Origin of the sequence: Micromonospora sp. WMMB235 (assembly GCF_001855515.1) — a bacterium.
GTDB lineage: Bacteria > Actinomycetota > Actinomycetes > Mycobacteriales > Micromonosporaceae > Micromonospora > Micromonospora aurantiaca.
Map to the genome: position 1 here is coordinate 6,366,418 of NZ_MDRX01000001.1, position 23,109 is coordinate 6,389,526.

Genomic DNA, 23,109 nt, shown 5'->3' on the forward strand with positions numbered 1-23,109 from the left:
CCGGCCCGGTCGGCCGCCGCGAGCGGCCTACGGTACGAGGGTAGACCGGTGAGATGAGCCACACAATGGGAATATCGAAGCCGATCAGGGACGGTCGGTGGTCGTGGCCGGAAGTGTCGGACCGCGGGCGTACGGTTGGTGTCATGGCGCTCGACATTCCCCGGCTCGACGGCCGCTTCCAGGTCGTCAGTGAGTTCCAGCCGGCCGGTGACCAGCCGGCTGCCATCGACGATCTTGAGCGTCGCGTGCGGCGCGGCGACCGCAACACGGTGCTGCTCGGCGCGACCGGCACGGGCAAGAGCGCCACCACGGCGTGGCTGGTCGAGCGGCTCCAGCGGCCGACCCTGGTGCTCGCCCCCAACAAGACCCTCGCCGCCCAGCTCGCGAAGGAGTTCGGCGAGCTGATGCCGCACAACGCGGTCGAATACTTCGTCTCCTACTACGACTACTACCAGCCCGAGGCCTACATCCCGCAGACCGACACCTACATCGAGAAGGACTCCTCGATCAACGAGGAGGTGGAGCGGCTGCGGCACTCGGCCACGATGTCGCTGCTCACCCGGCGGGACGTCATCGTGGTCGCCACCGTCTCGGCGATCTACGGCCTGGGCACGCCGGAGGAATACCTCGACCGGGCCGTGCGGGTCAAGGTCGGGCAGGAGCTGGACCGTGACCAGCTGCTGCGCCGGCTGGTCGACATTCAATACGCGCGCAACGACATGGCCTTCCAGCGCGGCACCTTCCGGGTCCGCGGCGACACGCTGGAGATCATCCCGGCGTACGAGGAGCTAGCGGTCCGGATCGAGCTGTTCGGTGACGAGATCGAGAAGCTCTACTACCTCAACCCGCTGACCGGTGACGTGGTCCGCGAGGTCGACAGCCTGATGATCTTCCCGGCCACGCACTACGCCGCCGGTCCCGAGCGGATGGAACGGGCGATCCGCGACATCGAGGCCGAGCTGGGCGAGCGGCTGGCCGAGCTGGAACGGCAGGGCAAGCTGCTGGAGGCCCAGCGGCTGCGCATGCGCACCACCTACGACATCGAGATGATGCGCCAGGTGGGCTTCTGCTCCGGCATCGAGAACTACTCCATGCACATCGACGGCCGGCTGCCGGGCAGCCCGCCGCACTGCCTGCTCGACTACTTCCCCGACGACTTCCTCACGGTGGTCGACGAGTCGCACGTGACCATCCCGCAGATCGGCGGCATGTACGAGGGCGACGCCTCCCGCAAGCGGATGCTCATCGACCACGGTTTCCGGCTCCCCAGCGCCGCCGACAACCGGCCGCTGCGCTTCGACGAGTTCCTGGAGCGGGTGGGCCAGATGGTCTTCCTCTCCGCCACCCCCGGCCCGTGGGAGCTGGAGCAGGCGCAGGGCGAGTTCGTCGAGCAGGTGATCCGGCCCACCGGCCTGATCGACCCCGAGGTGGTGGTCAAGCCGACCAAGGGGCAGATCGACGACCTCATGCACGAGATCAAGCTGCGTACCGAGCGGGACGAGCGGGTGCTCGTCACCACGCTCACCAAGAAGATGGCCGAGGACCTCTCCGACTACCTGCTGGAGAACGGCATCCGGGTGCGCTACCTGCACTCCGAGGTCGACACCCTGCGCCGTGTCGAGCTGCTGCGCGAGCTGCGCAAGGGCGACTACGACGTGCTGGTCGGCATCAACCTGCTCCGGGAGGGTCTCGACCTGCCCGAGGTCTCGCTCGTGGCGATCCTCGACGCCGACAAGGAGGGCTTCCTGCGCAGCGGCCGGTCGCTGATCCAGACCATCGGTCGCGCGGCCCGTAACGTCTCCGGCCAGGTCCACATGTACGCCGACAAGATCACGCCGTCGATGGCGGACGCGATCGACGAGACCAACCGGCGCCGGGCCAAGCAGATCGCGCACAACGAGGCGAACGGCATCAAGCCGGAGCCGCTGCGCAAGAAGATCCACGACATCCTCGACGACATCTACCGCGAGGCGGAGGACACCGAGAACAGCAACGTCGGCGGTGCGGTGCGGCAGTTGTCGCGGGGCAAGGCGCCGGTCAAGGAGACCCGCAGCCGCCGGGGCGCGGCGGCCACCCCGTCGCGGGAGGGGATGGCCCGGGCCGACCTGGCCAACCTCATCCAGGAGCTCAACGACCAGATGCTCGCCGCCGCGCGCGAGCTGCAGTTCGAGCTGGCCGCGCGGATCCGCGACGAGGTGGCCGACCTCAAGAAGGAGCTGCGCGGGATGGACGCCGCAGGGGTCCGGTGACCGGCGTGACGGCCGAGGCGGCGCGATGCTGACCGAGGCCGTCATCGGGCGGCCCGACCCGCGGCTGCGCCAGTGGGTGGACCGCTACCTCGGCTACCGCGAGGACGCGCCCGTCCCGCTCGTACGCCGGGAGGTGGCGGGCGCGTTCGTGGTGCTGATCCTCGGCTGGGGCGACCCCCTCGACGTGACCGACCCGCGTGCCCCCGGTGAGGGCGCGTACGCCGCCAACGCCTTCCTGGCCGGCCCGTTCGACGGCTGGTGCGCCACCCGGACGGCCGGAACCGGCACCGGGGTGCAGGTGCTGCTCACCGCCCCGGCGGCACGCCGCCTGCTCGGGCTGCCCCTGGCCGAGCTGACCAACCGGGCGGTGCCTCTCGACGCGGTGGCGGGCTGGCTGGCCCGGCTGCGCGACGAGCTGGCCGGCGAGCCCGGCTGGCCGGAGCGCTTCGCCCGGCTCGACGCCGCCCTGGCCGCACGGCTGGCGGCGACCGCGCCGCTGGACCCGCACCTGCTGGCGGCCTGGCGGCGTCTGGACGGCAGCGGGGGAGCGGTCGGCGTGACCACGCTCGCCGGGGAACTGGGCTGGTCCCGCCGCCACCTGTCGGTCCGGTTCCGGCGGGAGTTCGGCCTGCCGCCGAAGACCGTCGCCCGCCTGCTGCGCTTCGAGCGGGCGTACGCGAGCCTGGGCCGGACGCTGCTCACCGCGGACGCCGCCGTGCCGGACGACTCCGGGTGGGCGGAGCGGGCCGCCCGGTGGGGCTACTACGACCAGTCGCACCTGATCCGGGAGTTCCGCGAGTTCGCCGGCGCCACTCCGGCCGCGCTGACCGCGCCCGGATCGCATTCGTCCAATCCGGCCTGACCGCCCCGGCGGCAGACTGACGTTCATGCGAAGCATCTATCCGGTCCTGCGGTATCCCGACGTGCGAGCCGCCGCCGACTTCCTCTGTTCCGCGTTCGGCTTCACGGTGCGCGAGGCCCACGAACTTCCCGACGGCACGATCGGCCACGCCGAGCTGGCGTACGGCGACGACCTGGTGATGCTCGGCCCAGGCCCGGCGCCGCGGTCCCGGCCCGCCGACGACGACTACCGCGTCTACGTGGCGCTCGACGACGTGGACGCGCACCACGAGCGGGCCCGGGCGGCCGGGGCGGAGATCGTCCGGGCGCCGTTCGACACCGACTACGGCTCCCGTGACTACGCCGCCCGCGACCTGGCCGGGCTGGTGTGGTCGTTCGGCACCTACCGCCCCTGAGCGCTCAGCCCGCACGGTTGCGCTGTGTGGGCGAGGTATTGCCGAGCGTGACGGTGATGCGTACGCTCCCTCCCGGGAGGCGTGCATGCCGTTGTCAGCAAGTCCTGTGGTCCGGAGGGCGAGGCTCGGCGTGGAGCTGCGCCGGCTGCGTCGTCGCGAGTCGCTCACGCTCGAACAGGTCTGCGCCCGGCTGGGCTGGGCGTCCACGTCGAAGCTGTCCCGCATCGAGCTGGGGCAGAGCCGGCCCGACCTGGCCGACGTGCTCGACCTGCTCGACGTCTACGAGGTGCCGTCACCGCAGCGCGACGAGCTGATCGTCATCGCCCGCGACGCCGCCACCGGCCGGGGCTGGTCGAAGGCGCTCGGCGAGATGGGGGAGCGCCAGCGGGCGTACGCCGAGCTGGAGGCGGGCGCGGAGCGCATCGTGGAGTACCAGTGCGTGCTCGTGCCCGGCCTGCTCCAGACCCCGGCGTACGCCCGCCTGCGCGTGTCGGCCGGTGCGGCACTCGGCGGGGAGGTGGACGTGGAGGCCGACGTGCGCGCCCGGGTGGCACGCCAGGAACTGCTGATCCGGCCGGACCCGCCGCACTACACCGCACTGTTGGACGAGCGTGTCTGCGACCCGGACGGCCTGCCCGCGGACGTGTGGCGCGACCAGATGCGGCATCTGCTCGCGCTCGCCGAACGGCCACGCGTCACCGTCCGGGTGCTGCGGTCCGCGGCGTCGAGCGGCGGCGGGCCGCACCCGCTGGCGCCGTTCTCGTACTACGCCTACCCGGATCCGGAGGACCCGCGCACGGTGCTGGTGGAGACGCTCACCACCGACCTGCGGCTGGTCGCCGAGGCGGATGTGGCCCACTACGAGCGGGTCATCGAGCGGCTGCTGGCGGCGGCGCTGCCGGCGGACGCCTCCGCCGAGCTGGTGGCCCGGCGGCTCGGTGCGGCGCCGGTGCCCCGGCCGCGCGATCCGCACGAGCTGGAGTGAGCCGCACGGCCCGCCGCCGGTGAGGCGCGACCACCGGGCCCGGCGCCCCCGATGCCCGTCGGGACCGGTGGCCGCGCAGCGCGCAGGCTACGGCAGGGGTACGACAGTTCAGGCCGGAACGTCGATGAAGTGCTCGACCAGCGGCGGGCCGGCGAAGTGCGGGCCGATCAGCCCGCGCCACTGCGCGAACCGCTCGGTCTGGCGGAAGTTCACGTCGTGCGCCTCGACCGAGTCCCACTCGACGAGCAGCACGAACCGGGTGGGCGACTCCACGCCCCGGGTCATCCGAACGGAGCGGCAGCCTTCGGCGCCGGCGAGGATCGGCCGCGCCTGCGCGTAGGCGGCGGCGAACTCGTCCTCGTGTCCGGGCGTGACATCGATCAGCGCGACCTCAAGAACCATGCAGGCAGCCTGCCATGCCAGCCCGCCGCCGGTACGTCCCGGGTGACGTCCCGGCGCGCCGCCCACAAGGGATGGCTAGCCTCCTAGGACGCGCCGCGCGACGTGAGCCGCAGCACGTCGAGAGATCGACGGGTGGCCCGGAGATGCGCCACCTGGGTGCGATGGTGAACAATGGCGGCCGAGGAGGGGAGTATTCCCCCGCGACGGAGTCGTCAGCACGGAAGAGCGCCGGCACCCCCGGTGGCCCGACCCGGCTCCGCCGGTCGGAACCCGGCACCCGGGTTCCGGCGGAAGAGACCTCCGACAGTCACCCCTGTCAGCGTCGACGCACCCCGGCACCAACACCCGGCGTACGGTGTGCCCGACGCAGCGTGTCTGCCGGAGGATGGATTTGAACGTGTCCGCATTGGTGTGGGCGGTAACGCTGATCGCGATGATCGCGGTCCTGCTCGCCGACCTGTTCATCATCGGCCGGCGGCCGCACGAGCCGAGCGTCCGCGAGTCCAGCCTGTGGGTGGGCTTCTACGTCGGTTTGGCGCTGCTCTTCGGCGTGGTGCTCTGGCTGACCGCGGGGGGCCGCGTCGCAGGCGAGTTCTACACGGGCTGGCTCACCGAGTACAGCCTCTCGGTGGACAACCTCTTCGTCTTCGTGATCATCATGGCCCGGTTCGGGGTGCCCCGGCAGTACCAGCAGAAGGTGCTGCTCGTCGGCATCATCCTGGCGCTGATCATGCGTGGTGGTTTCATCGCGGCCGGCGCGGCGCTGATCTCCCAGTTCTCCTGGGTGTTCTACATCTTCGGCGCGTTCCTCATCTACACCGCGGTGAACCTGGCCCGGCAGGGCGAGCCGGACGAGGACGAGTTCAGCGAGAACCTGCTGATCCGGTGGAGCCGCAAGGCGCTCCCGCTGTCCCGGGACTACGACGGGGCGCGGATGACCACCCACGAGCACGGGCGGCGCCTGTTCACCCCGATGCTGATCGTGATGATCGCGATCGGCACCACCGACCTGATCTTCGCGCTGGACTCGATCCCGGCGATCTTCGGCATCACCCAGGAGCCGTACCTGGTCTTCACCGCCAACGTGTTCGCGCTGATGGGACTGCGGCAGCTCTACTTCCTGCTCGGCGGCCTGCTGGACCGGCTCATCTACCTCAGCTACGGCCTGGCGGTGGTGCTCGGCTTCATCGGCGTGAAGCTGGTGCTGGAGGCGCTGGCCGAGAACAACCTGCCGTTCATCAACGGCGGCGAGCACGTGGCGTGGGCCCCGCACATCCCGATCTGGCTCTCGCTCACTGTCATCCTCGGCACCCTGGCCGTGGCCACCGCTGCCAGCCTGGCGAAGTCGTCCCGGGACCGGCGCCGGGAACTGGCCCAGGCCCGCCGCTGACCCGCCCGTACCGTAGGGGCGCTCCCATCCCCGGGGGCGCCCCGCGGCGTGTCAGGGGTCAGACGCGGTAGGCGCCGACCAGGGTGGCGGTCCGGTCGGCCGGCAGCTCCTCCTCGACCACCCGGCGGGTCAGGTAGCAGGCGTGCAGCATCCGGCGCCGGCCGCCGCGCGGCTCGGCCGACACGATCCCGACGTGGTGGATGCGCCGGCCGGGCCGGGCGAAGAAGTAGAGGTCGCCGGGGCGTTCGGCGTCCAGCGGCACCCGCGAGGTCGCCGCCGCCTGGTCGTCGGCGTCGCGCGGCAGCGTGATCCCGTACCGCCGCCAGGCCAGGTGCACCAGCCCGGAGCAGTCGATGCCGTCGGTGGACATGCCGCCCCAGACGTAGACCAGGTCGCGCAGCCGTTCGGCGACCGCGAGCACCTTCTCGGCCTCGGGACGCTCGGCGGGCAGCGGCACCAGGTCGTCCTCCGCGGCCCAGAGCGGGTCGGCCCGCCCGGGTACGCGGACCGGGCGTCTGCCGTCCACCGGCGGGCCGGCCGGGGTGAGCCGGGTGCCGAGGACCACGCCGGTGAGCGCCGCGTCGCCGTCCGGCTCGGCGCGCAACGCGGTGTGGGCGACGTCGACAGTCAGCGGGGCGTCGGCGGCCGAGCCGGAACCGGCCGGACCAGCACCGGCCGGGCCGGTACCGACCGGTGCCGGTGCGGCCGGTCCTGGTCCGGACAGAGCGGGGCCGGCCGGGCCGACGTCGGTCGGATCAGGGCAGGACGGGTCGGCGTCGGCCGGATCGGCCAGGTGGGCGGCCCGCAGCCACCCCGGGTAGCCGTCGGCACCGAGCTTCGCCGCGGGCTGGCCCAGCGCCACCACCCGCACCCAGCCGTCCGGCCGGGTCTCGGTGACGCGCACCGGCTCGCCGAGCAGCAGCTGGGTCAGGACGCAGTCGCCGACGAGCTGGTCGCGGTCCATGCCCGCGATCCAGGCGGCGACGTCGGGGGAGCCGGCGAGAGCGGGGCAGTCGATCGGACGTACCGCCTCGGGCGCGGTCCAGAGGGTCGCCACCGGTACCCGTACGACGGCCCGGCGGCCGGGCTGAGGCGCCACGCGTACCCCTCTCTGCGGTGGTCGTCGGGGCGACCATATGAAAAATTCTGACGTTGCTCAAGCATGTGTCTGAATTTTAGCTTCACGCAGTCCGGTGACTCCCAGGCCCGGCGCGTCCGGCAGCAGCACGCTCGCGCCCTCGTACCGGATGCCGCCGCTGACCGGCGACCAGGCCAGCCACCAGGCGGCGTCGAGGTCCGACACGGCAGTGGTGCCGTAGGCGGCGACCAGGCTGGCCGCGGCGCCGACCCCCACCGGGCCCTCCATCATCGAGCCGACGATGGTGCCCATGCCGTGCGCGGCGGCCAGGTCGAGCAGCGTGCGGGCCGGTTGCAGGCCGCCGCACTTGGCCAGCTTCACGTTGACCATGTCGGCGGCCCGCCGCCGGATCACCTCGACCAGGTCGCGCACGTCGAAGACGGACTCGTCGGCCAGGATCGGCAGGTCCACCCGGTCGCTGACCCAGGCCAGCCCGTCCAGGTCGCGGCGGTGCACCGGCTGCTCGACCAGCTCCACGTCGAGCCCCGCGTCCTCGATCGCGCGGATCACCCGCACCGCCTCCCGGGGCGTCCAGCCCTGGTTGGCGTCCAGCCGGATCCGTACGTCCGGGCCGACCGCGGCGCGCACCGCGCGGACCCGGTCCAGGTCGCCGCGGGCGTCCGTGCCGACCTTGAGCTTGAGCACCGTGAACCCCTCGGCGCCGCGCCGCGCCGCCGTCGCGGCCAGGTCGACCGCGTCACCGGCGGCCAGCGTGACGTCGGTCGGCACGCGCAGCGCCGTGCCACCGAGCAGACGCACCAGGGGTACGCCGAGCCGCCGCGCGGCCAGGTCGTGCAGCGCCACGTCGAGCGCCGCCTTCGCCGACTCGTTGCCCACCACGGCGCGGTGCACCAGGGCACAGGCGGCCTGGAGGTCGTCGGCGTCGCGGCCGATCAGCAGCGGCGCGAGCAGTTCGCGTACGCACGCCTCGGCGCCCGCCACCGACGCGCCGGTGACCTGCCAGACCTGCGGCGCCTCCCCGAAGCCGGACCGGCCGTCGCCGTCGACCACCTCCACGACCAGGGTGTCCACGGTGGTGGTGCGGCGCAGCGCGGTGACGAACGGGGTGTGTAAGGGGGCCGACAGACGGTGGGTGCGTACCGCGGCGATCGTCATGTGGGGCACCCTATAGCCAACTGGCGGCGAGCAGGGGAGGGCCGATGGCCGGGCGGGAATGGGAGCTGGTGGGCGCGCCGAACGCGCGTGACCTGGGTGGACTGCCGACGACCGACGGGCGGCGGGTACGGGCGGGGCGGCTCATCCGCACGCCCGCGCTGGGCCGGCTCACCGACGAGGACCTGCCGGTGCTGGGCAAGCTGGGACCGGCGTGCGTGGTGGACCTGCGTGACGTCCACGAGCAGGCGGTGGCCCCGCCGGACCGGCTGGTCGGGGAGCCCCGCACCGTGCACCTGCCGGTCTACGACGCGGCGCACCCGGTGTTCACGTACGTCTCGGCGGTGTTGCAGGGCCACGACCTGGACGCGTACGCGGCGCTGGCCCGCGAGGGCATGCCGGGGGCGATGACGGCGATCTACCGCTGGTTCGTCACCGGGGAGTCGGCGCGGGCCGGGTTCGGTGCGGCGGTGCGGCTGGCCGCCGAAGGCGCGAACCTGCCGCTGCTGTTCCACTGCTCGGCCGGCAAGGACCGGACCGGCTGGCTGTCGGTGGTGCTGCTGACCGCGCTGGGCGTGGAGGATGAGGCGATCCGCGCCGACTACCTGGTGCACAACGAGCTGACCGAGAGCCTGCGCGAGGTGCTGCTGTCCGCGATGATCCAGCGCCGGCCGGACCTGGACCCGGCGGTGGCCCGGCCGCTGCTGGAGGTGCGCCCGGAATACCTGGACGCCGCCTACGACGAGGTGCGCCGCGCGCACGGCTCGTTCGACGCGTACCTGCGGGACGGTCTGGGGGTGACCGACGCGGACCGCGCCGCGCTGCGCGAGCGGCTGCTGGAGTAGCCGGGTCAGCCGGCCAGGTCGTGCCGGGCGGCCCAGACCCGCTCGGAGACGTGCGCGATCAGCCGGCACGCGTCGTCGGAGACCTCGTCACCGTCCGCGCCGCCGTCGGCCAGGTCGGTGGTGGTGCAGACGACGATCGTGTACGGCGGCGCGTCGTCCGGGAACACCACTCCCGCGCCGTGGCGTACGCCGCGTACCCAGCCGTTCTTGTGCGCGATCCGGGTGCCGTCGGGCAGCCCGGCGGCCAGGTCCTCGCGGTGTTCCTGCGCGACGAGCACGTCGAGCATGGCGGCGCAGCCGGCCGGCGAGGCGAGCCGGCCGGGCCGGGTCGCGCCGAGCGCCAGCTCACCGAGCACGGCGGCCAGGTCGGCGGCGGTGACCAGGTTGTCGATGCCGGAGTCGCGGGCGGCGAAGTCCTCGATGCCGCGGCCGGTGACGCTGTGCCGCGCCCCGGCGAGCGCCCACGCCTGCGCCACCGCGGGCAGCCCCACCTGGCCGATGCAGATGTTCGTGGCGAGGTTGCTGGACCGGATGATCATCCGTTCGGCGAGCCAGCGCAGTGGCGCCTCGCCGCCGACGCGGTCCCAGACCGCCTCGTCGTTGTCGTAGTCGCGGTCGTTGGCGAACCGGGGCACGCCCGGCAGCGCGGAGTCGAACGAGTTGCGCACCGGCACCGGCGCGTCCAGGTCGAGCCGGCCGGCCTCGGCGGCGCGGAACAGCGCCACCAGCACGGCGAGCTTCATCGTGCTCGCCGCGTAGTGGGTGGCGTCGGCCCGCCGCGTCCACGTGGGCCGCGCGCCGGGACGGCCCACGTACGCGGAGACGGTGCCGGGCACCCGGTCCAGGTGCGCGTCGAGGTCCTCCCAGATCATGTGCGCACCGTAGCCGATCTTCGGGGCGTACGCGGGGCAGCGGCGACCACGGGGGCGGGGCTAGCGTGCGGAGATGACGACCCCGTTGTACGACGACATCGCCGACTGGTACGAGGAGTACGCCAGCGAGACCTCGTCGGTCTACATGGACCGGGTCCGGTCGGTGCTGGCCGACCTGCTCGGTGACGGCCCGGGGCGGTGCGTGGACCTGTGCTGCGGCACCGGGGCGCACGCGGCCGAGCTGCGGCGTCTCGGGTGGACACCGGTGGGAGTGGACCTGTCCGGCGGGCAGCTACGCCACGCCCGCGCCCGGCTGCCGGTGGCCCGCGCCGACGCGACCGCGTTGCCGCTCGCCACCGGCGCCGTACCGGCGGTGGTCTGCGTGCTCGCGCACACCGACATGCCGGACTATCCGGCGGCGGTCGCCGAGGCGGCGCGGGTGCTGGCGCCCGGCGGCCGGCTGCTGCACGTCGGGGTGCACCCGTGCTTCGTGGGCGCGTTCGCCGACCGGTCCGAGCCGGAGCGGATCGTGATCGACGGCGGGTACGCCTCGCGGGACCGCACGGTCCGCTCGTGGAACGCGACCGGGGTGCGGGCGCGGGTGGGCGCGTGGCATCTGCCCCTGGCCGGCCTGCTGGACGCCGTGGCGGCCGCCGGCCTGCGGCTGACCCGGGTGGTCGAGTCCGGCTCCGGCCCGATCCCCGACGTCCTGGCCCTGGAGGCCACCAAACCCCACTGACCCCACCCCCACCCCCACCCTCGCCCTCGCCGCCTCGCGCCCACCCCGTCGATCATGAAGTTGGCGGCGGATTTGATCTCCTTGACTGCCGCCAACCTGATGATCGTCCGGCGGCGGGCAGCGGCGGGGCGGGCGGAGACGGGTGAGGGGAACGGTGGGGACGGTGGGGACGGGGGGAGCCCGGTCCGCCTAGGGCGGGCCGGGCTCCGGGTGGGGCTGGTGAGCTGGTGGATCAGCCGGCGTGCTTGCGGCGGGCGGCCATCCGGCCGCGCTGGGTCTGGTCCAGCACCACCTTGCGGATGCGCACCGCGGCCGGGGTGACCTCGACGCACTCGTCCTCGCGGCAGAACTCCAGCGCCTGCTCCAGGGACAGCTTGCGCGGCGGGATCAGCTTCTCGGTCTCGTCGGCCGTCGACGAGCGCATGTTGGTGAGCTTCTTCTCCTTGGTGATGTTGACGTCCATGTCGTCGGAGCGGGAGTTCTCGCCGACGATCATGCCCTCGTACACCTCGGTGCCCGGCTCGACGAAGAGCTGGCCGCGCTCCTGGAGGTTGGTCATCGCGAACGCGGTGACCGCCCCGGCCCGGTCGGCGACCAGCGACCCGTTGTTGCGGGTGCGCAGCTCGCCGAACCACGGCTCGTACGACTCGAAGACGTGGTGCAGGATGCCGGTGCCGCGGGTCTCGGTGAGGAACTCGGTCCGGAAGCCGATCAGGCCGCGCGCCGGGACCAGCCACTCCATCCGGATCCAGCCGGTGCCGTGGTTGACCAGCTGCTCCATCCGGCCCTTGCGGGTGGCCAGGAGCTGGGTGATGGCACCCAGGTACTCCTCCGGGGAGTCGATGGTCAGCCGCTCGACCGGCTCGCAGGTCTTGCCGTCGATCTCCTTGGTGACGACCTGCGGCTTGCCGACGGTCAGCTCGAAGGACTCGCGGCGCATCTGCTCGACCAGGATCGCCAGGGCCAGCTCGCCGCGGCCCTGCACCTCCCAGGCGTCCGGCCGCTCGGTGGGCAGCACCCGCAGCGACACGTTGCCGATCAGCTCCTTGTCGAGCCGGTCCTTGACCATCCGGGCGGTGACCTTGGCGCCCTTGACCCGGCCGACCAGCGGCGAGGTGTTGGTGCCGATGGTCATCGAGATGGCCGGCTCGTCCACGGTGATCAGCGGCAGCGGCACCGGGTTCTCGGCGTCGGCGAGCGTCTCACCGATCATGATCTCCGGGATGCCGGCGACGGCGATGATGTCGCCCGGCCCGGCGGACTCGGCCGGCTTACGCTCCAGGCCCTCGGTCATCAGCAGCTCGGAGATGCGTACCCGCTGGGTGCTGCCGTCGGTGCGGCACCAGGCCACGGTCTGGCCCTTGCTGATCGTGCCCTGGCGGACCCGGCACAGCGCGAGCCGGCCCAGGAACGGCGAGGCGTCGAGGTTGGTGACGTGCGCCTGCAGCGGCGCGCCCTCGTCGTACGCGGGCGCGGGAATGGTGTCCAGCAGGGTGCGGAACAGCGGCTCCAGGCTGCTGCTGTCATCCGGGACCGCGCCGTCGGCGGGCTGGGTCAGCGAGGCGATGCCGTCGCGGGCGCAGGCGTAGACGATCGGGAAGTCGATCTGCTCCTCGTCGGCGTCCAGGTCGAGGAACAGCTCGTAGGTGTCGTCCACGACCTCCTTGATCCGGGCGTCCGGACGGTCCACCTTGTTGATCACCAGGATGATCGGCAGCCGGGCGCGCAGCGCCTTGCGGAGCACGAACCGGGTCTGCGGGAGCGGACCCTCGCTGGCGTCGACGAGCAGCACGACACCGTCGACCATGGTCAGGCCGCGCTCGACCTCGCCGCCGAAGTCGGCGTGACCGGGGGTGTCGATGATGTTGATGGTGACGGCCTCCGAGCCGTCCGCCGGCAGGTACCGCACGCCGGTGTTCTTGGCGAGGATGGTGATGCCCTTCTCGCGCTCGAGGTCCATCGAGTCCATGACCCGCTCGGTGGTCTCACCACGGGCGCCGTAGGCGCCGGCCTGCCGCAACATGGCGTCGACCAGGGTCGTCTTGCCGTGGTCGACGTGGGCGATGATGGCGACGTTGCGGAGGTCGGTGCGTAGCTGCATACCCTCCATACTCCTGTCTGCGGTTGCCGGGGCACGCCTCGGGGTCACCCCGAGACAACCCGGATCTGCGTCGAAAGTGCTGTGCCGACCGTTCCAGCGACTGGCATGCTGACACCCGTGCGGGGTGTCCGATGCCTGACCTGCTGAGCTGGCTGCAGGAGCTGCCGCCCCTGCTGATCTACGTGGCCGCCGCGGCGATCGTCGCGGCGGAGACCGCGGTGATCGTCGGGCTGCTGATGCCCGGCGAGGCGACCCTGCTTCTGGTCGGCTTCCTAGCGTACGCGGGGACGCTGCGCCTCGCGCCCGTGCTGGTGGCCATGACCGCCGCCGCCGTGATCGGAGACACACTCGCGTGGCGGGCGGGCCGCCGGTACGGCCCCCGTCTGCGCGCCTCGGGCGTGGGTGCCCGGATCGGCGCGCACCGGTGGCGGCGGGCCGACTCGCTGCTGGAGCGCCTCGGCGGCCGGGGCGTGCTCGCGGCCCGCTGGATCGCGTTCGCCCGCACGCTGGCGCCCCGGCTGGCCGGGTCGGCGGGGATGCCGTACCGGCGGTTCGCGCCGTGGAACCTCGCCGGGGTCGCGAGCTGGGTCGGCGCCTCGGTGCTGGCCGGCTACCTGGCCGGTGAGTCGTACGAGCGGGTGTCGAAGCTGCTCGGCCGGGCCACCGGCGCGGTGCTGGCCCTGCTGCTGTGCCTGCTCGCCGTGGTCCTCGCGGGCCGCTGGCTGGGGCGCAACCCGGACCCGGTACGCGCGCTCACGGCGCGGGCCGCCGCGTTGCCGCCGCTGCGCTGGGTGCGGGCCCGGTACGGGGTGCTGTTCTTCCTGGTCGCCATGCGGGTCGGCCCGGCCTGGACGCTGCTGATCAACCTGGCGCTGGGACTGGCGCTGCTGTTCGTCGCCGGGCTGGCCGTGGCGGTCCTGCTGGAGGCGGTCGTCGCGCACAGCGGGCTCGGGGTCCTCGACGGGCTGGTCGCCGACTGGTTCGCCGCCCGGCGTACCCCCGGGGTGGTCGACACGGCGCTGCTGGCGGTGTCGGTGCTGCGCGGCTGGGTGCTGATCGCCGCGGTCGCCCTGGTCGCCGCGGTGGTGGCGCGGCGGGGCCGGGCGTGGGGGGCCGACCCGCTCGGCGTGCTGGGTACTGTCGGCGCCGCCGTGCCGCTGGTGCTGCTCGTCGTCGTCGCGGACCTGACCGGCCCGGGTGGCCCGGACCGCCCCGGTGACCTGTTCCCGACCCAGAACGCGGTGGTGACCGCGAGCTTCGGCACGCTCGCCTGGCTGCTGTCGCGGGGGGCCCGCTGGCCGGTGGGCGCGGCGGTGTGGACGGCCGCGTCGGCGGGGGTGGTCACTGTCACCGGCGCGCGGCTCTACCTGGGCTTCAGTACGGCGAGCGGCACCGTCACGGCGGTGCTGCTGGGCCTCGCGTGGACGACCGTCTTCGTGGTGGCGTGGGCGACCCGGGACCGGCTGGCCGACCGGGACGAGCGACCGGCCGGCGCGGACCGCGGCGAACGGCCGGCCGACGCGGTGGCGGGGGAGTCGCCGCCCCGGCCCCGGCGCCGCCGGTCCGCGTCGCGGGTACCCCCCGGACCCGTCGATCCTTGCTAGGGTGCGCCGACGGGGGACTACGGGGAGGTCCGATGCGGCGAGGACTCGGCCGATGGGCCGTGACAGTGGTGGCGCTGCTCGCGGCGGCCACGCTGACGGCGTGCGGCGAGGAGGAACGGCCGGTCCGGGAGGTCGCTGCGGACCTGCCCACGGCGGCCCCGGCGGAGCAACCGCAGGAGGCGCCCGCCGACGCGCCGAGCGAGGAGCCACCGGCGGTCGCGGCGATGGGCGGCCGGCCCAGCCCGAGCGCGTCGGCGAAACCGAAGCCGCGGGCCAAGCCGTCGCGCACGACCACGGCGCCGCTGGCCCGGCCGAAGCCGCCGACCGAGACCCAGGTGCCACCGGCGCCGCCGAAGCCGGTGGACGACGGCTGCAAGCCGAGCTACCGGGGCACCAAGGCCAGCCAGAGTCAGGTCAAGGCGGCGCTCGCCGACGCGGCGGCGCGGACGTACTGGCCGACGTCGGCGCCGGACATCCGCATCCCGTCGGCGCTGCTGAAGGCCACCGCCTGGCAGGAGAGCGGGTGGCAGTCCAACATCATCGCCTGTGACGGCGGGGTCGGGCTGATGCAGGTCATGCCGGCCACGGCGGAGTGGATGAACCAGCGCTTCGGCCAGTCGTACGACATCGACGCCTACCGGGACAACGCCTATCTGGGCGGCACCTACCTGGCCTGGCTGACCAAGTACATCGGCGACATGTACTTCGAGTCCGACTACCGGCTCGACGCCTCGCTGTGCACCGCCGAGCTGAACTCCTGCCTGCTCAACGCCGTGATCGCGGCCTACAACTACGGGCACGGCGCGGTCGCGCGGGAGGATCAGCCGCTGACCATCCCCAACCCGCAGTACGTGCGCAACGTGCGGGCGCTGATGACCGAGTGCGAGTGCCTGAGCTTCTGAGCGACCGGACGAACGGGCGGGGGCCGGCGTACGCGCCGGCCCCCGCCCGTGTCGTCAGTCCCGTGCGGTGACCGGCTCGGCCGGCGTCGCGGCGGGCGCGTCGGCGTCCCGGGTGATCCGCCCGGGCCACCAGAACCGGTCGCCGAGCAGGAACGCCAGCGCCGGCACCAGGACGGTACGGACCAGCAGCGTGTCCAGCAGCACGCCGATGCAGACGATGATGCCGATCTGGGTGAGCGTGATCAGCGGCAGCACGCCGAGCACCGCGAACACCGCGGCCAGCAGGATGCCGGCGCTGGTGATCACGCCGCCGGTGACCCGCAGCGCCGACAGCATGCCGTCGCGGGTGCCGGTGCGGCGCGCGTCCTCCCGGGCCCGGGTGACCAGGAAGATGTTGTAGTCGACGCCGAGCGCCACCAGGAACACGAACGCGAGCAGCAGTACCCCGCTGTCCAGCGCCGGGAAGTCCAGCACGTGGTCGAAGAGCAACCAGGCCGCGCCGAGGCTGGCGAAGAACGAGCCGATGACTGTGAGCACCAGCAGCAGCGGCGCCAGGAGCCCGCGCAGCAGCAGCACCAGCACCGCGCCGACCAGCAGCAGGATGAGCGGCAGGATCAGCTGGAGGTCCTTGGTGTTGGCCTCGTTCGAGTCGTAGGTGGCAGCGACCGAGCCACCGACCAGGGCACCGTCGGGGGCGTCCGCGCCCTCCACGGCGGGCGGTGCCGAGTCCGGTACGGCGGACACGGCGTCGCGCAGCGCCACCACGGCCCGGTCGGAGGCGGCGCTGCCCGGCTCGGCGGTGAGCACCACGTCGATCTGGGCGACCCGGTCCCCGGCGGCGCCGGGCCGCGCCGAGGCGACCCCGTCGACGCCGCTGGCCGCGGCGAGGACCGCCTGGGCGGCCTGCGGGGTGGTGAGCACCGCGACCGGCTGGGTGCTGCCGGCCGGGAACGCCCGGGCGAGCGTCTCGGCTCCGGCGACCGCCTCGGGCTTCTCGCTGAACTGCTCGGTCTCGGACAGCCCGGTGCGGATGCCCAGGCCGCCGAGGGCGAGGCCGGCGAGCAGCAGGACTGCGAGCGCGGCGACCGGCAGCGGCCGGCGGACCACCAGTTCGCCGAGGCGGCCCCAGATCCGGCCCTCGCGGGCGGCGCTGCCGACGCGGGGGACGAACGGCCAGAACAGGCCCCGGCCGAACAGCAGCAGCGCGGCGGGGAGCACGAACAGGGCGGAGAGCATGGCGAGGATCACACCGGTGGCGCAGGCCAGGGCGAGCGCCCGGTTGGTCTCCTGCTCGGACAGCAGCAGCGTGAGCACGCCGAGGACGACGGTGCTGCCGCTGGCCAGGATCGGCTCGGCGGTGCGGCGCAGCGCCGACCGCATGGCGGCGAACCGGTCCTCCTCGCGGCGCAGTTCCTCCCGGTAGCGGGCGATGAGCAGCAGCGCGTAGTTGGTGGCGGCGCCGAACACCAGCACGCTGGCGATGCCCGTCACCTGCCCGCTGGGCAGGTAGATGCCGAAGGCGGGGACGAGGGACTCCACCACGCGCAGCGTGATCTGCTCGGTGGCGCCCACCACCAGCAGCGGTACCAGCCACAGGAACGGGCTGCGGTAGGTGACGAGCAGCAGCACCGCCACCACGGCGGCGGTGACCAGCAGCAGGGTGGTGTCCGCGCCCTGGAACACCTTGCCCAGGTCGGCGGTGAACGCGGGCCCGCCGGTGACCTCGACGGTCAGCTCGCCGGGCAGGTCACCGACGGCCTCGCGGAGCTTCTCCACCTCGTCGACCACCGCCGACGGGCCGCCCGCGGTGGACAGCGGCACCGCGACCAGCGCCACAGTGCCGTCCGGGGAGACCTGGGCGGGGGAGACCCGCCCGCCGGCGGCGAGCGAGCTCAACTCGCCGCCGAGGCCGTCGAGCACGCTGCGGTCGGCCCCGCTCAACGGGGCCCGGTCGGCGCGGCTGACCACCACCAGGGCGGTCTGGGCGTCCTTGGAGGGCAACTGCTCCTGGAGCCGCTCGACCTGCGTCGACTGCCACTCCACGGACAGGCCGGTGTCGGAGACGGGCGCCGGATTGTCCGGCTTCGGTAGCCCGAAGGCGACCACGCCGACGACGAGTGCGGCGGCCAGCGTGAGCCAGGCGGCCAGCCGGCCCCGGACGACGCGGGTGAACAGAGACATCTGATGCCCTCACATATTGGTCGCGGGGGATTCTCCCTTAACGAGTATCTTGATGAGCGAGATTATCCGCGGTGGTTCTATGCTGCAACCGGAACTGTTCGACAGGGGGTGGCGGCAAGCGGTGGCGGCGCACAGGATGTACCGGCGACGTGACGACCCACGCGGGCGCATGGTGGCCGACATCACCAACGACCTGCGTCGTTACTCGGTCGACGCGCAGCACATCGGGCACGCGTTCGCCGGGCTGCACGGGCTCAACGCCACCGACCTGTACGCCCTGATCGCGGTCATGGAGGCCGAGCTGGTGGGCGACCCGATCACCCCCGGCCGGCTCGGCGAGGCGCTCAACCTCTCCTCCGGCTCGGTGACCGCGCTGGTCGACCGGCTGGAACGCGGCGGCCACATCCGGCGCGACCGGGACACCGCCGACCGTCGCAAGATCCTCCTGCACTACGCCGACCGCGGCGCGACGCTGGCGCAGAGCTTCTTCGGGCCGCTGGGTCGCCGTACCGACGAGGTGATGGACCGCTTCAGCGACGACGAGCTGGCCGTGGTGCACCGGTTCATGGCCGAGATGGTGCACTCCATGCGTACCCACCGGGACGAGATCCGCGCCGCTCCCCGTCGCGGCGACGCCTCCGGCCCGGCCGACTGATCATGCGGCTGGTCACCCGGGCCGCCACCGCGGCGCTGCGACTGCCCGCCGCCCGCACCGGGCGGGTCGCCGTCACCCGGGACATCCCGGTCCGGGTACGCGACGGGGTGACGCTGCGCACCGACCACTACGCGCCCGGTCTGCCCGCCGCGCCGTGCGTGCTGATCCGCACCCCGTACGGGCGGGGCGGGCCGATCCGGCTGCTGGGCCGCCTGATCGCCGAGCGGGGTTTCCACGTGGTGATCCAGTCGTGCCGCGGCACGTTCGGCTCCGGCGGCGAGTTCGCGCCGCTCGTGCACGAGCGCGACGACGGCCTGGACACGCTGGACTGGCTGCGCCGCCAGCGGTGGTGGACCGGCGCGTTCGGCATGTTCGGCGCCAGCTACCAGGGCTTCGTGCAGTGGGCGCTCGCGGCCGAGGCGGGCGATGAGCTGCGGGCGATGGTCGCCGTGGTGACCGCGTCGGCCACCCGCGACTCCACGTACGCGGGGGAGTCGTTCGCGCTGGACACGGTGCTCACCTGGGCCGAGCTGCTCCAGGCGCAGACGGTGCCCTGGCTGGCCCGGCAGTGGGAGCTCAAACGCGGCCAGCCCCGGCTCGCCCGCGCCCTGGCGCACCTGCCGCTGGCCGAGGCGGACCGGGTCGCCACCGGCGTGACGGTGCCGTTCTTCCAGGAGTGGCTGCGTCACCACACGCCCGACGCCGACTACTGGCGTACCCGGGTCTTCGGCGACCGGATCACCGAGGTCCAGGCCCCGGTGGCGATGGTCAGCGGCTGGCAGGACATCTTCCTGCCGGCCCAGCTCGACGACTACGCCCGTCTGCGGGCCGCCGGGACGCGGACCCGCCTGGTCGTCGGGCCGTGGACGCACGGCAGCCCGGGGCTGCTCCTGGCGTCGCTGCGGGAGGGCCTGGACTGGCTCGACACCCACCTGGCCGGGCGGCCCGGGCCGGAACGCGCGCCGGTACGGGTGCACGTCGGCGGCGACGGCGGCGGCTGGCGCGACCTGCCGGACTGGCCGCCACCGGCCACACCCGCGCGATGGCACCTGCGATCCGCCGGCGGGCTGGCCCCGGAACCGCAGGAGCACGGCGCACCGGACCGGATCTGGTACGACCCGGCCGACCCCACCCCGTCGCTCGGTGGCCCGCTGCTGGTGGCCCAGCGGGCCGGCGCGGTGGACAACCGGCCGGTCGAGGCGCGCCCGGACGTGCTCACCTACACCAGCGAGCCGCTGCGCGACCCGGTCGAGGTGGCCGGGCCGGTACGCGCCGAGATCCACCTGCGCAGCGAACTGTCGTACCTGGACGTGTTCGTGCGTCTGTGCGACGTGGACCGGCGCGGGCGCTCCTGGAACGTCTGCGACGGCCTGGTCCGCGTCGAGCCCGGGCGGTTCCCGCGCGATCCGTCCGGAGTGGTCACCGTGCCGGTGACGCTCTGGCCGACGGCGTACCGCTTCGCGTCCGGGCACCGGCTGCGGGTGCAGGTCTCCGGTGGCGCCCACCCCCGCTACGCGCGCAACCCCGGCACCGGTGAGCCGCTCGGCACCGCTGTGACCCTCCGTGCTGGCTGGCGGGAGATCCTCCACGATCGTGAGCATCCCTCGGCGTTGGTGCTGCCGCTCGTGCCGACACCGTCCACAGCGGGCTGATAGTTCAAAAAAGCGCCCCTGAGCTGGGCACTTCTGCCTAACCGTGGTTAAGCTCGGAGCAAGTGCCCGGTGCCGTGCAGTTATCCGGCGGGGCGCGTCCGCGGATCGCATGTCATCACGCGGTGTGATTGTCGTGCCCTCGCCGGTCATCGATCGGAAGGGGAGCTGCCATGACGTCGGCCCCGGCGAACCTGCTGGCCGTCCGGAACCTGTTACTCACCTATCTCAACGTCGACAAGAACGCCGTACGCGCCGACGACCTGGAGCCGGCGGAGGTCGGCATCGTCGGCGACGTGAACCACCGTGGCGGTTACCACTGCGGCTCCGACCGGGTCGTCACGAACGACTACTCGGTGGTGGAGTCCAGCCGGGACCGGTCCGGGCTCACGTTGTACGCGTCAGCGCTGGACGTCGGCACGTTCTCGGTCCGCTCCGGCGGCGGCACGCACAACCTGCGGACCTTCTCCGCCTGGATGGTGGCGCAGTGCGCCGCGAACGCGGCCGACACCCGGGACATCCGGGAGATCATCTACTCCCCGGACGGGCGGACGGTGCGCCGCTGGGACCGGCTGGGACGGCGGACCGGCGGCGACAGCAGCCACCTGTTCCACACCCACTTCAGCTTCTTCCGCGACTCCACAAAGGCGGGGCGGGACCAGACCCCGCTGTTCCGCCGCTACCTCACCGCGATCGGGATGATCGCCGTCGTGAAACCGGAGGACGACATGGAACAGACCGACAAGCTCATCGGGAACACCGGCTCGAAGAGCCGTACGGTCGGCGACGTCCTGGCCGACCTGCAGAACCTGCGCAACTGGCTCATCTCGCCGGCGAACACCACCGGGCTGGTCAACCCGCCCATGGCGAACTCGCCGTTGCAGCAGATGCTGGCGATGCTGCGCGCCTGGCCGGCACTCGTGGCGCAGGTGAACGAGTTGTCCGGCAAGGACTTCACCGACGAGCAGCAGATCGTCTCCGGGGTGCTGGCCGGGCTGCCGCCGGAGAAGATCGCCGAGGCCATCCCGCCGCAGATCGCCCGGGACGTGGCCGACGAACTGTCCCGCCGGCTGACCGCCTGACCGTCCGGCGCCGCGACCGTCGTGTCGCGGCGCCCCGGTCCGGCTCATTCGGCAAGAGATATTGCGCAACAGCTCTTGCGAATGTCAGACTCGCCGGATGGAACAGCCCACGGTCCGGCAGGTCACCGACTCGCGGGTGCTCGCCGCGCTCGCCCACCCACTGCGCCGCCGGCTCATGGACGTGCTCAAGGTGTACGGCCCGTGCACAGTCGGCACGCTCGCCGAGCACACCGGCCAGGCGCCGGCGAACGTGAGCCACCACCTCAAGGTGCTCGCCGCCGCGGACCTGCTGGTCGAGGCGCCCGAGCTGGCCCGCGACCGCCGGGAACGCTGGTGGCGGCTGCGCGACCGGGGGGTGCGCTGGTCCAACAGCGACTTCGACGACGACCCGGCGGCCCGGGTGGTGGCCGACGCGGCCAGTTCACTCAACCTGGAGCGGCACGCCGAGCTGGTCCGCGCCTGGCAGGCGGCGCCCGACGAGGCGCACGCCGCGTGGGGCGAAGGGCCGTTCAGCACCGACAAGTGGCTGCACCTGACCCCGGACGAGCTGGCCGAACTCAGCCGCGAGGTGATCGAGCTGCTGGCCCGGTGGGCCGACCGGACGGTGCCCGACGACGGGCGCCGCCGCGAACCGGTCTTCGTGTTCGCCCACGGCGTCCCGGGCCGGCCGTGACCGCCACCGCGCGGACGTCCGGCCCGGTCGACGCGCCGCCCGGCGGCTTGTTCCGGCACCGCGACTTCCGGCTGCTCTGGACCGCCCACACGGTCAGCGCCGTGGGCAACAACATGACCGTCGTGGCGCTGCCGCTGGTCGCGGTCGCGGTGCTCGACGCGACCACGTTCCAGGTGGCGGTGCTCACCGCGGCGGCGTGGCTGCCGTGGCTGCTCGCCGGGCTGCCGGTCGGGGCGTGGGTCGACCGCGTCCGCCGCCGGCCCGTGATGATCGCCGCCGACCTGGTCGCCGCCGCGCTGTTCGCGAGCGTGCCGGTGGCCGCCCTGCTCGGCCTGCTCACCGTCGGCCACCTGCTGGTCGTGGCGCTGGGCGCCGGACTGGCCCGGGTCTTCTTCGAGACCGCCGACCAGGTCTACCTGCCCACGCTGCTGCGTCCCGGGCAGGTGCCCGAGGCCAACGCCCGCCTGCACGCCACCCAGACCGCGAGCTACCTGGTCGGGCCCGGGCTGGCCGGCCTGGTCGCCCAGCTCGTCGGCGCGGTGGCCGCGGTGGCGCTGGACGCGCTGAGCTTCCTGCTCTCCGCGCTGTGCCTGCGCCGCATCCGCGCGGCCGAACCCCGGCCGCACCGTCCCGCCGGGACGACGTCGCTGCGCCGCGAGGTCGCCGCCGGGCTGCGGTTCGTCGTCCGCGACCCGTACCTGCGGGTGCTGACGGTCTTCGGGGCGGCCAGCAACATCGGGCTCACCGGCTACCAGGCCGTGCTCGTGGTGTTCCTGGTCCGCTCGGCCGAGCTGCCCGCCGGGCTGGTCGGCCTCCTGATCGGACTCGCCAGCCTCGGCGGCGTGATCGGCGCCGCGCTGGCCGCGCGCCTGTCCCGGCGGCTCGGCAGCGCCCGGACGCTGCTGGTCGCCGGTGCCCTCACCGGCCCGCCCGCGCTGCTGATCCCGCTCGCCGGGCCCGGCGCGCGCACCGGCTGGCTGGTGCTCGGCGGGATCCTGGTGAGCCTCGGCGTCGCCGTCGGCAACGTGGTCAAGGGCAGTTTCCGGCAGACGTACACGCCGTACCGGCTGCTCGGCCGCGTCACGGTGAGCATGCAGCTGCTCAACTACGGGACGATTCCGCTGGCCGCCCTGCTCGCCGGGGCGCTGGGCGCGGCGTGGGGGCCGGGCGGCGCGATCCGGGTGATGACCGCCTGGCTGGCGCTGACCCCGCTGATCCTGCTGGCCGGGCCACTACGGAAACGGCGCGACCTGCCGGCCGCGCCGTTCTGAGG

General features: G+C 73.4%; 20 protein-coding genes. 14 read left to right on the forward strand and 6 right to left on the reverse strand.

All coding sequences use genetic code 11. The features are described from left to right. The first annotated feature begins 143 nt into the window (after positions 1-143). The 4 genes from uvrB (at position 144) to BFV98_RS28490 (ending at position 4,490) form a co-directional block, all read left to right on the forward strand. Positions 144-2,249, forward strand: a complete 2,106-nt coding sequence (gene uvrB, locus BFV98_RS28475) for an excinuclease ABC subunit UvrB (protein ID WP_071098381.1) — start codon at positions 144-146, stop codon at positions 2,247-2,249. A 25-nt stretch (positions 2,250-2,274) separates the two neighbouring features. Beyond that, the gene (locus BFV98_RS28480; protein ID WP_030274133.1) at positions 2,275-3,111 is read left to right on the forward strand and encodes a helix-turn-helix domain-containing protein; all 837 of its coding nucleotides are present in this window, start codon (positions 2,275-2,277) and stop codon (positions 3,109-3,111) included. Positions 3,112-3,136: 25 nt separating this feature from the next. Beyond that, positions 3,137-3,505: a VOC family protein gene (locus BFV98_RS28485; protein ID WP_013287498.1), complete on the forward strand. Its 369-nt coding sequence runs from the start codon at positions 3,137-3,139 to the stop codon at positions 3,503-3,505. 85 nt (positions 3,506-3,590) lie between these two features. Beyond that, complete coding sequence (locus BFV98_RS28490; protein ID WP_013475858.1) at positions 3,591-4,490, forward strand: DUF5753 domain-containing protein; 900 nt, start codon at positions 3,591-3,593, stop codon at positions 4,488-4,490. A gap of 108 nt (positions 4,491-4,598) precedes the next feature. Here the strand turns inward: BFV98_RS28490 and BFV98_RS28495 are convergent, their stop codons facing one another. Next, on the reverse strand, positions 4,599-4,892 hold the full coding sequence (locus tag BFV98_RS28495; RefSeq protein ID WP_013287496.1) for an antibiotic biosynthesis monooxygenase: 294 nt from the start codon (positions 4,890-4,892) through the stop codon (positions 4,599-4,601). 391 nt (positions 4,893-5,283) lie between these two features. On the opposite strand from BFV98_RS28495, the gene BFV98_RS28500 reads away from it, so the two are divergent. Beyond that, the gene (locus BFV98_RS28500; RefSeq protein WP_013287495.1) at positions 5,284-6,282 is read left to right on the forward strand and encodes a TerC family protein; all 999 of its coding nucleotides are present in this window, start codon (positions 5,284-5,286) and stop codon (positions 6,280-6,282) included. 58 nt (positions 6,283-6,340) lie between these two features. On the opposite strand, the gene BFV98_RS28505 is transcribed toward BFV98_RS28500, so the two are convergent. Together BFV98_RS28505 and BFV98_RS28510 are read right to left on the reverse strand one after the other, a co-directional pair. Continuing rightward, positions 6,341-7,381 carry a C40 family peptidase gene (locus tag BFV98_RS28505; protein WP_030274135.1) on the reverse strand — a complete coding sequence of 347 codons (1,041 nt, stop codon included), beginning with the start codon at positions 7,379-7,381 and terminating at the stop codon, positions 6,341-6,343. Between the two features lie 57 nt (positions 7,382-7,438). After that, on the reverse strand, positions 7,439-8,536 hold the full coding sequence (locus tag BFV98_RS28510; protein ID WP_013287493.1) for a mandelate racemase/muconate lactonizing enzyme family protein: 1,098 nt from the start codon (positions 8,534-8,536) through the stop codon (positions 7,439-7,441). Between the two features lie 44 nt (positions 8,537-8,580). On the opposite strand from BFV98_RS28510, the gene BFV98_RS28515 reads away from it, so the two are divergent. Continuing rightward, complete coding sequence (locus BFV98_RS28515; RefSeq protein WP_013475861.1) at positions 8,581-9,378, forward strand: tyrosine-protein phosphatase; 798 nt, start codon at positions 8,581-8,583, stop codon at positions 9,376-9,378. A 5-nt stretch (positions 9,379-9,383) separates the two neighbouring features. Here the strand turns inward: BFV98_RS28515 and BFV98_RS28520 are convergent, their stop codons facing one another. Beyond that, positions 9,384-10,250, reverse strand: a complete 867-nt coding sequence (locus BFV98_RS28520; RefSeq protein WP_030274137.1) for a serine hydrolase — start codon at positions 10,248-10,250, stop codon at positions 9,384-9,386. Positions 10,251-10,323: 73 nt separating this feature from the next. On the opposite strand from BFV98_RS28520, the gene BFV98_RS28525 reads away from it, so the two are divergent. Further along, the gene (locus tag BFV98_RS28525) at positions 10,324-10,989 is read left to right on the forward strand and encodes a class I SAM-dependent methyltransferase (protein WP_013287490.1); all 666 of its coding nucleotides are present in this window, start codon (positions 10,324-10,326) and stop codon (positions 10,987-10,989) included. Between the two features lie 232 nt (positions 10,990-11,221). Here BFV98_RS28525 and typA read toward each other — a convergent pair whose 3' ends face one another. Then, positions 11,222-13,090 (reverse strand): translational GTPase TypA, encoded by a 1,869-nt coding sequence (gene typA, locus BFV98_RS28530; protein WP_013287489.1) that lies wholly within the window; start codon positions 13,088-13,090, stop codon positions 11,222-11,224. Between the two features lie 131 nt (positions 13,091-13,221). Here typA and BFV98_RS28535 point away from each other — a divergent pair, with 131 nt between their 5' ends. Then, positions 13,222-14,694, forward strand: a complete 1,473-nt coding sequence (locus tag BFV98_RS28535) for a DedA family protein (protein WP_030274138.1) — start codon at positions 13,222-13,224, stop codon at positions 14,692-14,694. Positions 14,695-14,726: 32 nt separating this feature from the next. Next, a complete protein-coding gene (locus BFV98_RS28540; RefSeq protein ID WP_013287487.1) occupies positions 14,727-15,596 on the forward strand; it encodes a lytic transglycosylase domain-containing protein in 870 nt (289 codons plus the stop codon). 54 nt (positions 15,597-15,650) lie between these two features. Here the strand turns inward: BFV98_RS28540 and BFV98_RS28545 are convergent, their stop codons facing one another. Beyond that, entirely contained in the window at positions 15,651-17,777 is a 2,127-nt protein-coding gene (locus BFV98_RS28545) for an MMPL family transporter (RefSeq protein WP_071098383.1), read from the reverse strand. 136 nt (positions 17,778-17,913) lie between these two features. Here BFV98_RS28545 and BFV98_RS28550 point away from each other — a divergent pair, with 136 nt between their 5' ends. From BFV98_RS28550 to BFV98_RS28570, 5 genes are all read left to right on the forward strand, one after another. Further along, complete coding sequence (locus tag BFV98_RS28550) at positions 17,914-18,432, forward strand: MarR family winged helix-turn-helix transcriptional regulator (protein WP_030274141.1); 519 nt, start codon at positions 17,914-17,916, stop codon at positions 18,430-18,432. A 2-nt stretch (positions 18,433-18,434) separates the two neighbouring features. Beyond that, positions 18,435-20,084, forward strand: coding sequence for a CocE/NonD family hydrolase (locus BFV98_RS28555; protein ID WP_071098384.1), 1,650 nt, complete (start codon positions 18,435-18,437; stop codon positions 20,082-20,084). Between the two features lie 170 nt (positions 20,085-20,254). Further along, the gene (locus BFV98_RS28560; protein WP_013287483.1) at positions 20,255-21,163 is read left to right on the forward strand and encodes a hypothetical protein; all 909 of its coding nucleotides are present in this window, start codon (positions 20,255-20,257) and stop codon (positions 21,161-21,163) included. Positions 21,164-21,260: 97 nt separating this feature from the next. After that, positions 21,261-21,836, forward strand: a complete 576-nt coding sequence (locus BFV98_RS28565) for a helix-turn-helix transcriptional regulator (protein WP_013287482.1) — start codon at positions 21,261-21,263, stop codon at positions 21,834-21,836. After that, a complete protein-coding gene (locus BFV98_RS28570) occupies positions 21,833-23,107 on the forward strand; it encodes an MFS transporter (protein WP_013287481.1) in 1,275 nt (424 codons plus the stop codon). Before BFV98_RS28565 ends, BFV98_RS28570 begins: the two co-directional genes overlap by 4 nt. The last annotated feature ends 2 nt before the right edge of the window (positions 23,108-23,109 follow it).

Bases quoted from the DNA above. Each gene is read 5' to 3' on its own strand.
- uvrB (WP_071098381.1), top strand. From the start codon at position 144: ATGGCGCTCGACATTCCCCGGCTCGACGGCCGCTTCCAGGTCGTCAGT.
- BFV98_RS28480 (WP_030274133.1), top strand. From the start codon at position 2,275: ATGCTGACCGAGGCCGTCATCGGGCGGCCCGACCCGCGGCTGCGCCAG.
- BFV98_RS28485 (WP_013287498.1), top strand. From the start codon at position 3,137: ATGCGAAGCATCTATCCGGTCCTGCGGTATCCCGACGTGCGAGCCGCC.
- BFV98_RS28490 (WP_013475858.1), top strand. From the start codon at position 3,591: ATGCCGTTGTCAGCAAGTCCTGTGGTCCGGAGGGCGAGGCTCGGCGTG.
- BFV98_RS28495 (WP_013287496.1), bottom strand. From the start codon at position 4,892: ATGGTTCTTGAGGTCGCGCTGATCGATGTCACGCCCGGACACGAGGAC.
- BFV98_RS28510 (WP_013287493.1), bottom strand. From the start codon at position 8,536: ATGACGATCGCCGCGGTACGCACCCACCGTCTGTCGGCCCCCTTACAC.
- BFV98_RS28515 (WP_013475861.1), top strand. From the start codon at position 8,581: ATGGCCGGGCGGGAATGGGAGCTGGTGGGCGCGCCGAACGCGCGTGAC.
- BFV98_RS28520 (WP_030274137.1), bottom strand. From the start codon at position 10,250: ATGATCTGGGAGGACCTCGACGCGCACCTGGACCGGGTGCCCGGCACC.
- BFV98_RS28525 (WP_013287490.1), top strand. From the start codon at position 10,324: ATGACGACCCCGTTGTACGACGACATCGCCGACTGGTACGAGGAGTAC.
- typA (WP_013287489.1), bottom strand. From the start codon at position 13,090: ATGCAGCTACGCACCGACCTCCGCAACGTCGCCATCATCGCCCACGTC.
- BFV98_RS28535 (WP_030274138.1), top strand. From the start codon at position 13,222: ATGCCTGACCTGCTGAGCTGGCTGCAGGAGCTGCCGCCCCTGCTGATC.
- BFV98_RS28540 (WP_013287487.1), top strand. From the start codon at position 14,727: ATGCGGCGAGGACTCGGCCGATGGGCCGTGACAGTGGTGGCGCTGCTC.
- BFV98_RS28545 (WP_071098383.1), bottom strand. From the start codon at position 17,777: ATGTCTCTGTTCACCCGCGTCGTCCGGGGCCGGCTGGCCGCCTGGCTC.
- BFV98_RS28550 (WP_030274141.1), top strand. From the start codon at position 17,914: ATGTACCGGCGACGTGACGACCCACGCGGGCGCATGGTGGCCGACATC.
- BFV98_RS28555 (WP_071098384.1), top strand. From the start codon at position 18,435: ATGCGGCTGGTCACCCGGGCCGCCACCGCGGCGCTGCGACTGCCCGCC.
- BFV98_RS28560 (WP_013287483.1), top strand. From the start codon at position 20,255: ATGACGTCGGCCCCGGCGAACCTGCTGGCCGTCCGGAACCTGTTACTC.
- BFV98_RS28565 (WP_013287482.1), top strand. From the start codon at position 21,261: ATGGAACAGCCCACGGTCCGGCAGGTCACCGACTCGCGGGTGCTCGCC.